The sequence below is a fragment of the Ruminococcus sp. RTP21204st1_B2_RTP21204_210225 genome, from assembly GCF_040914135.1.
Lineage (GTDB): Bacteria > Bacillota > Clostridia > Oscillospirales > Ruminococcaceae > Hominimerdicola > Hominimerdicola aceti.
In genome coordinates this window covers 61,412-74,047 of sequence record NZ_JBCPGA010000013.1, presented here as the reverse complement: position 1 = coordinate 74,047, position 12,636 = coordinate 61,412, and the positions used below count along the sequence as shown (strand labels likewise).

Genomic DNA, 12,636 nt, shown 5'->3' with positions numbered 1-12,636 from the left:
AGACCGAACTGATTTCAGCGATAGAGGAATACATAACCTATTACAACACAAGGCGTTACCAGATCAAACTGAGCAGCCTGCACAAATTGCACAGACTGCTTTTAGTCACAACATAGAATATTTTTGTTTTTTGCGCTGTCTACTTGACAGGGGGCGGGTCATAACATACCGTCCATAAAATTTTATCTTCTTGAAGCCTTTTTCTTTGCGCTGCCTGTTTTTGAACCTGAATGTGACTTCTTTGCCTGATGTTTTTTCCAATGTACCCACAGTGTAGGTGCTATACAGTTAGAAGAATAAACACCTGATATCATACCTATGATAAGTGGGAAAGCAAAGCTCAGGATAGATGTTACTCCGCAGATTATGCAGACGATACAAACTGTAGCCATAGCAAGAACTGTTGTAACAGTTGTATGGATAGAACGTCCCATCGTCTGTGTGATAGAGAGGTTTACAAGATCCTCAAGCTCCATTTTGTTGCCAAGGAGATTTTCATTCTCTCTGATTCTATCGTAGATGATGATAGTAGCGTTGATAGAATATCCAAGGATAGTCAGCAGAACTGCCATAAAGTTTGCGTTGATGTCAAATCTGCATATTACAAAGCAACCGTATACCATGCACATATCGTGTGCAAGGGCAACTACTGAGAACACACCTGCTGAGATACCGCCTATCTTCTTAAATCTGAAGCCGATATAAATGATAGTGATGACCATTGCCAGTGCGCAAGCAGCAAGGCACTTGAAGAAGAAGTTCATACCGCTTGAAGCTGCAACGTCGTTTGACTCGTAAACTTCTATGTTATTATCAGGAAAGTCCTTTTCAAGGGCTGTTTTCAGGGTGTTCTGCTTATCATCGCTTATACCCTTTGTTGATGAGAATTTTATTTCTACTGTCTTTCCTGCGTTTCCTGTGTTTTCGCCAAGAGTTACTGTACATTTATCTCCGATACTGTCAGAAACGGTATTTGAAACGTCAGATGTTTTTATATCGCCCTCATATGTATAAGTCAAAACTGTACCGCCTTTGAACTCGATAGCCACGTTAAGACCTATAACGAATGTAAGAATGATAAAAATTGCGATAAGTGCGCATGATATGGAATAGAATAATTTGCTGTGACCCACAACATTCAGGGTCTTTTTTTCTTTACTCATTTATTTCAGCACCTCCGTAAAGCTTGCGTTTCTTAAAGCACTTGAACTTTGAGAGGGACGAAAGCATAAGTCTTGAACAGAAGATACCGAATACAAAGTTCAGGAGGATACCTACAAGGAGAGTATATCCAAGTGAATAGATAGTACCTGCTGTGCTTGCGCCGAATACTGAGAATACAGGGCTGAGAAGTGTTCCGAAAACGCTGTCTGTAGGTCCGAAGGCACCCATAAGGATTATTGCAACGAATACTACTGTGATGTTTCCGTCGAATACTGCGCTCCATGCTCTCTTATAGCCAAGCTCGATAGCTCCGTTAAGGGTCTTGCCGTTGTTAAGCTCTTCCTTTATTCTCTCGGCTGTGATAACGTTAGCGTCAACGCCCATACCGATAGAAAGGATAATACCTGCGATACCAGGGATAGTCAGCGTAAAGCTGTCGATATTTCCAAAGAAGCCTGTGATACAAGCGATAGAACCTATTACCTGACCTATAAGTGCGATAGACGCAACAAAGCCCGGCAGCTTATAGATAATGATGATATATGCAGCGATAACGATAAATGCGATAATTCCTGCAAGCACCATTGCGTTCTTTGCACCCTCGCCAAGTGTAGGTGAAATGATGTTCGTGCTTGTTGTTTTAAGGTCGAATGGGATAGAACCTGCATTTATCTTATCTGAAAGAGCCTTTGCGGAATCATATGTGAATTTGCCCTCGATAACGCACTCACCGTCAGTGATAGCTGAATTTACGCTTGGGGCAGAAATGCACTTATCGTCCATCCAGATAGAGATAAAGCCTTTTCCGGCAAGCTCAGTTGTAGCGTCAGCAAAAGCTTTTTTACCGCTGTTATTGAGTGTCAGGCTTACTACATACTTGATATTTCCTGTAGTTTCGTCCTGAGTTTGTCTTACCTCAGCCTTTTTAACGTCATTTCCTGTAAGCACCTGCTCGCCTTTTTCTTCTTTACCCTTTCTGAATACAAGCTTTGCAGTTTCGCCAAGCTCAGAAACAGCAGCCTCAGGGTCAAAGCTTTCTTCGTTAGCCTGCCATGGGAATGAAACCATTACCTTATTTTTCTTATAGTCTACATAGACCTCGCTGTCTGTGATATTAAGGCTTACAAGTCTTTGCTCGATAACAGCCTTTGCAGCGTCCATTTCTTCCTTTGTGGCGTCGTAATTATCGGCAGGTTCAAACGTAGCATTTACGCCACCCTGAATATCGATACCCCAGCGGATATCTTCAACGCCCTTGATATAGCTTGTTTTTATATCTCCGTACTGAGTATGTATTCCTGCATAAGTGAGATATCCAAATGCAATTATACACAAAAGCACGATAAAAAACACGGGTTTTTTAACTTTTCGCACCTTTAATCCTCCTGATAAATTTATTAAGCCCAGAGGCTTTTCTGCCGTCATGGCACAATACGCCCATAACGAACACATTCACCTTATAATTATAAAACGTTTGATACAAAATGTCAATAGTTTTTATGAAATTCGCACTGTTACTTATATCATGATAGTATTTTATCTATGAAATAAGTTCTCTCAAAACCTGTTTCAAAAGCCTGTTTTAAAGGGGCTTTGTCTTGACAAAATCTCCTTTTAGTGATATTATTAAAAGGATAAATATTGCGACGTAAGAAAATTTTTTTGCGTCAGCTAAAAGGAGTATGTAAAATGATTGATATTAAGCTTATCCGTACAAATCCTGAGCTTGTCAAGGAAAACATCAAGAAGAAGTTTCAGGACGAAAAGCTCGTTCTTGTTGACGAGGTAGCTCAGTTTGACGAGGAATACAGAGCAGCTAAGACAAAAGCTGACGAGCTGAGAAATAAAAGAAAGGTAATGAGCAAGCAGATAGGCGGTCTTATGGCTAAGGGTCAGAAGGACGAAGCTGAGAAAGTAAAGGCTGAGGTTTCCGCTATCGGTGCTGAGCTTGACGCTATGGCTGAAAAGGAAAAAGAGCTTGAGGGCAAGATCCGTGAGAGAATGCTCGTTATCCCTAACATTATCGACCCAAGCGTTCCTATAGGCAAGGACGACAGCGAGAACGTAGAGATTGAAAGATTCGGAGAGCCTGTTGTTCCTGATTATGAGATCCCATATCACGTTGACATTATGGAAAGCTTTAACGGCATTGATCTTGACAGTGCAAGAAGAACATCAGGAAACGGCTTCTATTATCTTATGGGTGACATTGCAAGACTTCATTCTGCAATTCTTTCTTATGCCAGAGATTTCATGATAGACAGAGGTTTCACATATTTCATTCCTCCTTACATGATACGTTCAGACGTTGTTACAGGCGTTATGAGCTTTTCTGAAATGGAAGGCATGATGTACAAGATAGAGGGAGAAGATCTTTATCTCATCGGTACTTCTGAGCATTCAATGATAGGCAGATTTATCGACACTATCATTCCAGAGGGTGAGCTTCCAAAGACTCTCACAAGCTATTCACCATGCTTTAGAAAAGAAGTTGGCGCACACGGCATCGAGGAGAGAGGCGTTTACAGAATACACCAGTTTGAAAAGCAGGAAATGATAGTTGTCTGCAAACCTGAAGATAGCATGGCATGGTATGACAAGCTGTGGCAGAATTCTGTTGATTTCTTCCGTTCACTCGATATTCCTGTAAGAACACTTGAGTGCTGCTCAGGCGACCTTGCAGACCTTAAGGTAAAGAGCTGTGACGTTGAGGCATGGAGCCCAAGACAGAAGAAGTATTTTGAAGTTGGTTCATGCTCAAATCTTGGCGACGCACAGGCAAGACGTCTTGGCATAAGAATAAAGGCAGAAGACGGCACAAAGTATTTTGCTCACACTCTTAACAACACAGTTGTTGCACCTCCAAGAATGCTTATCGCATTCCTCGAGAACAATCTCAATGCTGACGGAACAGTTAATATCCCTGAGCCACTGAGAATGTACATGGGCGGCAAGGACAAGATAACAAAGTAATTTTGATATGCAAAAAGGTGAACGGTCATGTGCCGCTCACCTTTTTTGTTGTCTGAAAATCATATAGATACAAAAAACGGACGGTTTTTAGCCATCCGTTAATTTTTTAGTCAATGTAGTTGCGAACAGTGTTCGCCCGTTTATTTTGTCTTTACTTGATTTTTATATTATTCTTCCGTGTTTTCAGAATCCTCATTCTCAACGCTTTCGGTATTATCTTCAATGACCTCAGCATTTTCCTCAGCCTGAGCCTCAGCTATCTCCTCGGCAGTAGCCTTTTCTACCTCTGCCGTTTCAGCTTCGTCGTCATGCTCTGTCCTTGTGAATGAAACCACTCTGCCGTCCTCGCCGACTCTCATAAGTCTTACGCCACGGGAGTATCTGCTCATCATGCTGATATCGCAGGCTCTTATTCTGATAACAATGCCGTCTGTGGATATCATGATGATATCATCTTCATCATCAACGACCTTTATTCCGCATACTCCGCCGCTCTTATAGTTCATAAGACCGTAGCCGCCTCTGTTCTGTACCTTATAAGACTCCAGCGGAACACGTCTGCCAAGACCATTTTCTGCAACAGTGAGAACGCTTGCACCCTCTCTTACTCTTGCCATTGATACAACATAGTCGCTGCCCCTGAGTTTAATAGCCTTTACGCCATGTGCAACTCTTGACATCTCTCTTATGTCAGTTTCTCTTATCCTGATAGCATAACCATTATGCGTTGCAACGATGACCTCATTATCGCCAAAGGTCATTCTTACTCCTGCTATCTCATCGCCCTCGTCAAGACCGATAGCGATAAGACCATTCTTTCTTACATTTCTGTAGGAAGTCAGCGGAGTTCTCTTTATCTTGCCGTTCTTTGTTACCATGACGATATACTTGCCCTCGTCAAAATCGGCAGTTTTTATCATTGCGGCTATCTTCTCGCCCTCGCCCAGTTCAAGAAGATTTACTATATTTGTGCCTCTTGAAGCCTTTGAGCCCTCAGGCAGCTCATAGCATTTGAGCTTATACATTATGCCCTTATTGGAGATAAAGAGTATATTGTCATGTGAAGAACAGGTCTGAAGCTCGTCGATATAATCGTCCTCACGCTGTTTCATACCCGTTACGCCACGTCCGCCACGCTTCTGAGCCTTATACTCTGAAACAGGCATTCTCTTTATATATCCTGCATTTGTATAGGTAACAACGCTTTCCTCAACAGGGATAAGGTCTTCTATATCAACTTCACCGCTGACATTTTCTATCTGAGTTCTTCTCTCGTCACCGAACTTATCCTGAATAGCCTCGACCTCTTCAATGATTATATCAAGTATTCTCTGATGATTTGCAAGGATATCTTCAAGGTCAGCTATCTTAACTTCGATCTCAGCCAACTCGTCTATTATCTTCTGTCTTTCCATACCGGTCAGACGTCCGAGAGTCATATTTGCAATATGGTCAGCCTGAATATCTGTCAGGCCAAAACGCTGATTAAGTCTTTGCTTAGCCTCTGGGATATTCTTTGAAGTTTTCATTATCTCGATAACTTCGTCGATATTGTCAAGTGCGATAACAAGACCCTTTAAGATATGCTCTCTTTCCTTAGCCTTGTTAAGGTCGAACTTAGTTCTTCTTGTGATAACATCGACCTGAAAGTCTATATACTGCTCAAGCATTTCCTTGAGGGTCAGCACCTTAGGGATACCGTTCACAAGTGCGAGCATTATAACGCCCACAGTATCCTGAAGCTGTGTATAGCTGAACAGCTTGTTGAGAACTACCTGCGGATTAGCGTCCTTTTTAAGCTCGATAACGATCCTCATTCCGTCCTTGCCGGATTCATCGTTTATATAATGTATTCCGTCAATACGCTTTTCCTTAACAAGGTCAGCGATAGACTCAACAAGTCTTGCCTTGTTTACCATGTAAGGTATCTCAGTGACAATAATGCAGTTTCTGCCCTTTATCTCCTCGATAGAGGTCTTTGAACGCAGTGTTATCTTTCCTCGACCTGTGCCGTAAGCCGCTCTGATACCGGACCTGCCCATGATGATACCGCCTGTAGGGAAGTCAGGACCCTTTATGCTCTGCATAAGCTCATCAAGTGTGCAGTCAGGGTTTTTCATGACAGTTTTCATGCCCTCGATAACTTCATGGAGGTTATGAGGAGGGATATTCGTTGCCATGCCCACAGCGATACCTACTGAGCCGTTACAAAGAAGATTTGGAAATCTTGACGGCAGCACAACAGGCTCTTTCAGTCTGTCATCATAGTTTGACTGAAAATCAACAGTTGTTTTGTTTATATCTGTCAGCATATTTACTGACATCTTAGCCATTTTAGCCTCAGTATAACGGTAGGCAGCCGGAGGGTCGCCGTCAACGGAACCAAAGTTTCCGTGACCGTCAACAAGAGGATATCTCATTGAGAACTTCTGAGCAAGTCTTACAAGTGCGTCATAAACTGATGCGTCACCGTGTGGGTGATATTTACCAAGCACAGATCCGACCGTATCTGCACATTTTCTGTAAGCTTGATCAGGTGTAAGACCATTTTCATACATGGTATATAAAATTCTTCTGTGAACAGGTTTAAGTCCGTCCCTTACATCAGGTAAGGCTCTGGATACAATTACCGCCATTGAATATTGAATGAAAGATTCTTTCATTATCGCTTCAACATCAGTGTCAATAACGTTATAATCGCTCACTTTATCCACTCCTTTTTAACCTTTCGGTTTACTTTGAAAAGAACATATCCTGTTCTTATTTATTATCTATCATTTCATAATCGCTATCAAGCAGCTCTGAAAAAGTTTTTCTCAGTGTTTCCTGCTGCTGCTCGTTCATAACTCTTTTTGCAAGCACATAAATAGTTTCTTTTTTGAGTATTATAATAAACATCTCGTCATTTTCCAAAACGTTCAGTGAGATATCCTCAAAACCAACTATTCTCGGCGGAACAGGGGTAAAGTCCTCCTCCTGCTTTTCCTCCTCTGTCGGCAGCGTTTCTATTTTGAAACTGTCATCATAGAGGGTGAAAACATACTTGTCGTCCTCAAGAGGTTTAAGTGCCTGCATAAGATATTTTCTTATTCTTCTGGTGTTATACCATGTGAGAACGATTATTGCAAGGCATATGAACGCCAGCACCCAGTTAAGATATCCCGAAGGGTTTCTCACTATGGACACTATAAAAAGCACCGCAACAACGCCGAAAGCCGCTGTTATCTTCCAGTTATGCGCATAAACGAATTTTCTCTGAAAGGCTAAAAAAGCTCTTTCCTCTTCCTCGTTTTTCACATCATACTCAAAGCTCAAAACAGGCTCTTTTTCTATCTGTGCTTCTTCCACCTCATCAGCATTATCAACAGCTTTCTCAGCCGTTTCAACAGCTTCCTCTGTTTTTACCTCTTCAAGCTCTGTTTCCTGATTTTTATTTTCGTTGTTATCCAAAGCAGTATCCTTTCTTTAAACGTCAAGATCCTTTACATACTCTGCATTTTTCTCTATAAATTCTTTTCTCGGTGCGACCTTATCGCCCATAAGAATAGTGAATATCTCGTCCGCCTTAACAGCGTCCTCCATTGTCACCTTTATCATAGTTCTTCTTTCAGGATCCATGGTTGTTTCCCAAAGCTGTTCAGGGTCCATCTCACCAAGACCTTTATATCTCTGAACGTTTACTTTCAGATTGTTTTCACCCGAAAGCTCAGAAATATACTGATCTCTCTCTGCGTCTGAGAAAGCATATCTGACCTGCTTGCCCCTTGCAACCTTGAAAAGCGGCGGCTGAGCAAGATAGATATGACCCTCCTCAATAAGAGGACGCATAAATCTAAAGAAGAATGTGAGCAGAAGTGTTCTGATATGAGAACCGTCTACATCGGCATCGGCCATGATGATAACTTTGCCGTAACGAAGCTTTGAAAGGTCAAAGTCCTCGCCGATTGATGTTCCCAATGCTGTAACAACAGGCATAAGCTTTTCATTGCCGTATACCTTATCTATCCTGGCTTTTTCTACGTTGAGCATTTTTCCCCACAAAGGAAGTATAGCCTGATATTTTCTATCTCTGCCTTCCTTTGCAGAGCCACCCGCAGAATCTCCCTCGACGATATAGATCTCGGTGAGTGAAGCATCTCTCTCTGAGCAATCTGCAAGCTTGCCAGGCAATGAAGATGATTCAAGAGCAGATTTTCTTCTTGTAAGCTCTCTTGCTTTCTTTGCGGCTTCTCTTGCCTTTTGTGCCTGAACGGACTTATCAAAAATAGCCTTTGCCACAGTAGGGTTTTCCTCAAAGTAGTTCATAAGCTTTTCGGTAACTATCTTGTCAACGAAAGGTCTTACCTCAGGATTGCCAAGTCTGCCCTTTGTCTGACCCTCAAACTCACAGTTTGTGAGCTTAACGGATACTATAGCTGTCAGACCTTCTCTTACGTCGTCGCCAAGAAGCTTATCGTCGTCTTTCAGATAGCCAAACTTCTTACCGTAGTTATTTATTACCTTTGTAAGAGCATTTTTGAAGCCTGTTTCATGAGTACCGCCGTCAGGAGTATGGATATTATTAGCAAATGAAAGTATAAGGTCATTATAAGTATCGTTATACTGCAAAGCTATCTCAGCGAAAGTATCGCCCTCCATGCCGTTGACATAGATAACTTCCTCAGAAAGAGGAGTAACGCCTCTTGTTTTGTGGATATGCTCAACGAACTGTCTTATACCGCCCTCATAATGGAGAGTTTCGCCCACAGGCTCTGATTCATTTCTCTTATCTGTAAAGATTATCTTTATACCAGCATTAAGAAATGCCTGTTCTCTAAGTCTTTTAAGCAGTGTTTCATAGTCAAACACTGTTGTTTCCTGAAAGATCTCAGGGTCAGGCTTAAAGAGAACGGAAGTACCTGTTTTATCAGTATCGCCGATTATTTTCAGCGGCTCTGAATAATTACCTCTGTCAAACCTCTGAAAATGAATATGTTTTCCGTCATAAACTGTAAGCTCAAGATATTCCGAGAGGGCGTTTACTACAGACGCACCAACGCCGTGAAGTCCGCCTGCTACCTTATATCCGCCGCCGCCGAACTTTCCGCCTGCGTGGAGAATGGTATAAACTACCGTTGCAGCAGATATTTTCTCCTTTGGGTGTATACCTGTAGGGATACCACGTCCGTTATCGGTAACTCTGATAATGTCCCCGGGAAGTATCTCTACTTCTATCTCAGTGCAATATCCTGCCAATGCCTCATCGATAGCGTTGTCAACTATCTCGTAGACAAGGTGGTGAAGTCCCTTTGGACCTGTTGATCCGATATACATACCAGGTCTTTTTCTTACCGCTTCAAGACCCTCCAGCACCTGTATCTGATTTTCATTATAATCATTTTGCTTATCCACCATGGATATTTCCTCGGTGTTCTGGATCTCGATCTCGTTGTTATTTTCCAAAAAATAACCCCCTCATCACTTGGTTTTTTATCTTATCATCTTATTTCTTTGATTCATCATTCAGGCATTCTTTTGCTTCTTTTCAAAAGTGTGGCACAGCTCATCTGACTTATATACACAGTTTCCGTAAAGTCTTTATCAAGGCACACCACAAAGCTTTTAGGCATTTCATATGTGCAGTTCACAACACGTCTGTTTTTTGCCGCAAAATTAAGAAATTCCTTTGTGTTGGCAGAAACAGAGGTGTTCTCTATATCGAAGATCCCTATGATATCTTTAGTATTGACTAAATAGTTATTTCCTAAATGCAGAAACATCACTTATTCTCCTGAACTATCATTCCGTTTTCTATATTGAATATCTTTCCATGGCTTTTCTCGTCAAAAGGGATATTCCTGTCACAGCAGGTTATAAAGACCTGCATATCGTGTATTTTCGAGATAACGAACTTCTGCCTTGAGAGGTCAAGCTCGCTCAAAACATCATCGAGAAGTATACACGGGCTGTCGTCTATTTCCTCGGCAAGTATATAAGCCTGCGAAAGCTTCAAAATAAGAGCAAGAGAGCGGTGCTGTCCCTGAGAAGCGAACTGTCTAACTGCCAGTCCGTTTATTTTTCCCGCAAGATCATCTCTGTGAACGCCTTTCTGTGTAAATCCTGCTCTTATATCGTCATCAAGATTATTTTGCAGACAGCTTAGATACTCTTCAGCCATATCTCCTGAATAATCTTTTCTGCCCTCCAGATTTGAATACACAGTGGAATAATATTCAAGCTCCAACCTTTCTCTGCCCTCTGATATATCCTCATAAAGCTTTTTTGCGAACATATCGAGCTTTTTGGTATAATTATATCTTAAAAGCGAGATATAAGCCCCAAGCTGAGCAAGCTGGATATCCCACACTTCAAGCTCTTCTCTTTTTGATCTGCCGTAACAGATATTTTTTAACAATATATTTCTCTGCTCTATAAGATCATCATATTTTGAGATAACAGAGCTGTAGGAATTTTTTATCTGTGACACTGAAAGGTCAAGAAACTGCCGTCTGTTTTCAGGAGAGCCTTTTGAAAGCTCCAGATCCTCAGGAGTAAAGATAACACAATCAAGGCTTCCGAAAAGCTTTGAGGGAGTTTTCAGCTTTACGCCGTTCAAGGTGACGTTTTTTTCTCTCACATTAGGTCTTGCCATTGCAAAATGTATATCCTGACTGCGAAAGCTGTTTTTAAATGAAATGTCGATATTCATGAACTGTCCGTTTATATCTATCATTTCTCTGTCTTTTGTGTTGCGAAAAGACCTTACTCCGCTGCAAAGCCATATAGCTTCTATAAGATTTGTTTTGCCCTGAGCATTCTTTCCGCAGAAAATATTCATTTTCTCATGAGGATATATCTCGACTTTTTTAAGATTTTTAAATCCGTCTGCGGAAATTTTGGTTATCACCATTTTATTTTACCACTATCTCTGTAGCTATCTCGTCTATCTGCACCTTATCCCCGGGGCGGATCTTCTTTCCCCTCATTGTGCAGACCTCACCGTTTACTTTGATTCTCTCCTCGAGGATTATCTCCTTGCCAATGCCGCCAGTTTCCACAACGCCTGCATATTTAAGCAGAGAATCGAGCTTTATAAACTCTGATTTTATATTTACATCTATCTGTTGATATTTCATATTCTTATTCCTTTGCTAGTCTTACAGGGAGAACGAGGTAAGTATAAGCATCGCCCTCACACGGAACTATCTTCATAGGCAGCAGACTTCCGCTCATCTGCAATTTGACCTTATCTTCCTTTATGACCTTCAGAGGGTCAAGAAGATATTTGCACTTGAAGCCTATCTCGATAACAGGACCTGCTATATCAGCCTTTATCTCGTCTGTTATCTTTCCAACGCTTGTTGAGCAGTTTATTTTTATAGAATTATTTTCAAAATAGCATCTTGCAGGTGACGGTGTTCTGTCACTTATAAGTATCAAACTTCTTTCAAGAGCGGCAATAAGCTCTTTCCTGTCAACAATGACCTCAGTTGTGCAAGTAGTTGGTATAGCTGACTTATAAGGGTGGAACTCGCCCTCGATAAGTCTTGAATAAACAAGATAGCCGTTTAATTCAAACACAACATGATTTTTTGAGAGATAAACGGAGGCTGTTTCTTCGTCATTATCTCCCAGAAGTGCTGCTATCTCAGAGAGAGTTTTTGCAGGAACGACGAATTTAAGACTTCCGTCATACTTTATAGGCTCATATCTCACAGCAAGTCTATATCCGTCAAGGGCAACAAGAGTAAGAGTACCGTTTTCGATCTCAAAAAGCTCGCCCTTAAGAACAGGCTTAAGGTCTGTAACAGCCACGGCAAACTTTGTCTGATTTATCATATCCTTAAGAACAGGCTGAGAGATAGTTATCTTGTTTTCTTCCTCTTTCTTAGGTAGTGCAGGATATTCCTCTGCTGATGTTGCAGGGATATTGAATGTGGTAACTCCTCCTGAGATCGTCACCTGAAAATTTTCAGAAACCTCTATCAGGATCTCTTCAGAAGGCATTTTCCTTATCATTTCAGCAAAAAGTCTTGCATTAAGTATAAATTCTCCCGAATCGTCGCTCTTTACTGGTATAACAGTTTTTATACCTATCTCAAGGTCATAGCCGGTAAGCTCCAGCATTGAGTTTTCAAGCTTGAATTTTATTCCCTCAAGAGATTTAAGTGCAGCACGTTCTGACACTGCTTTTGAAACATTTGTTACTGCTCCGCAAAGTGAAGCATTATTACACAGAATTTTCATAGCAATTTCCTTTCTAAAAAATTACATTTATCTGACTTTTGTTTTTTCAACATATGAATTTCTCAAACTTATATTTTTTTGCTCTGATAATATATAAATAAATCAATATTAAATTAGTATTAGTAGTAGAGTGTGTTGAAATGGTTGAAAAGTCATTCAAAGCCTTTTGCAGACTTGTTTTGCTTTTCAAGTTTATTTTAACATCACTTCAACTGTGTTTTCAAAAACTTTTTTTGTGTTTGAAAAGTTGAAAAAATGTTTGTTGAATGTTTA

At 41.0% G+C, this 12,636-nt stretch carries 11 protein-coding genes; 2 read left to right on the top strand and 9 right to left on the bottom strand.

From position 1 onward, the window contains the following. The first annotated feature begins 8 nt into the window (after window positions 1-8). Entirely contained in the window at window positions 9-116 is a 108-nt protein-coding gene (locus tag AB5123_RS06910) for an IS3 family transposase (protein WP_368364635.1), read from the top strand. Between the two features lie 66 nt (window positions 117-182). Here the strand turns inward: AB5123_RS06910 and secF are convergent, their stop codons facing one another. Both secF and secD read right to left on the bottom strand, forming a co-directional pair. Then, complete coding sequence (secF, locus tag AB5123_RS06905; RefSeq protein ID WP_022287198.1) at window positions 183-1,163, bottom strand: protein translocase subunit SecF; 981 nt, start codon at window positions 1,161-1,163, stop codon at window positions 183-185. Beyond that, entirely contained in the window at window positions 1,156-2,538 is a 1,383-nt protein-coding gene (secD, locus tag AB5123_RS06900; protein ID WP_278461716.1) for a preprotein translocase subunit SecD, read from the bottom strand. Before secD ends, secF begins: the two co-directional genes overlap by 8 nt. 315 nt (window positions 2,539-2,853) lie before the next feature. Between secD and serS the strand changes: the two genes are divergently transcribed. Further along, complete coding sequence (gene serS / locus AB5123_RS06895) at window positions 2,854-4,137, top strand: serine--tRNA ligase (protein WP_046442104.1); 1,284 nt, start codon at window positions 2,854-2,856, stop codon at window positions 4,135-4,137. A gap of 167 nt (window positions 4,138-4,304) precedes the next feature. On the opposite strand, the gene gyrA is transcribed toward serS, so the two are convergent. The 7 genes from gyrA to dnaN form a co-directional block, all read right to left on the bottom strand. After that, complete coding sequence (gyrA, locus tag AB5123_RS06890) at window positions 4,305-6,851, bottom strand: DNA gyrase subunit A (protein WP_195551005.1); 2,547 nt, start codon at window positions 6,849-6,851, stop codon at window positions 4,305-4,307. A 46-nt stretch (window positions 6,852-6,897) separates the two neighbouring features. Continuing rightward, a complete protein-coding gene (locus AB5123_RS06885; RefSeq protein WP_038670141.1) occupies window positions 6,898-7,587 on the bottom strand; it encodes a YcxB family protein in 690 nt (229 codons plus the stop codon). 15 nt (window positions 7,588-7,602) lie between these two features. Next, window positions 7,603-9,531 carry a DNA topoisomerase (ATP-hydrolyzing) subunit B gene (gene gyrB / locus AB5123_RS06880; RefSeq protein WP_117905316.1) on the bottom strand — a complete coding sequence of 643 codons (1,929 nt, stop codon included), beginning with the start codon at window positions 9,529-9,531 and terminating at the stop codon, window positions 7,603-7,605. 104 nt (window positions 9,532-9,635) lie between these two features. Next, window positions 9,636-9,896 carry an extracellular matrix regulator RemB gene (remB, locus tag AB5123_RS06875; protein WP_022287192.1) on the bottom strand — a complete coding sequence of 87 codons (261 nt, stop codon included), beginning with the start codon at window positions 9,894-9,896 and terminating at the stop codon, window positions 9,636-9,638. Next, a complete protein-coding gene (gene recF, locus AB5123_RS06870; RefSeq protein WP_288162737.1) occupies window positions 9,896-11,026 on the bottom strand; it encodes a DNA replication/repair protein RecF in 1,131 nt (376 codons plus the stop codon). The genes remB and recF overlap by 1 nt, the downstream gene beginning before the upstream one ends. A gap of 1 nt (window position 11,027) precedes the next feature. Next, window positions 11,028-11,252, bottom strand: coding sequence for an RNA-binding S4 domain-containing protein (locus AB5123_RS06865; protein WP_022287190.1), 225 nt, complete (start codon window positions 11,250-11,252; stop codon window positions 11,028-11,030). A gap of 4 nt (window positions 11,253-11,256) precedes the next feature. Then, window positions 11,257-12,363 carry a DNA polymerase III subunit beta gene (gene dnaN / locus AB5123_RS06860; protein WP_022287189.1) on the bottom strand — a complete coding sequence of 369 codons (1,107 nt, stop codon included), beginning with the start codon at window positions 12,361-12,363 and terminating at the stop codon, window positions 11,257-11,259. Window positions 12,364-12,636: the final 273 nt, after the last annotated feature.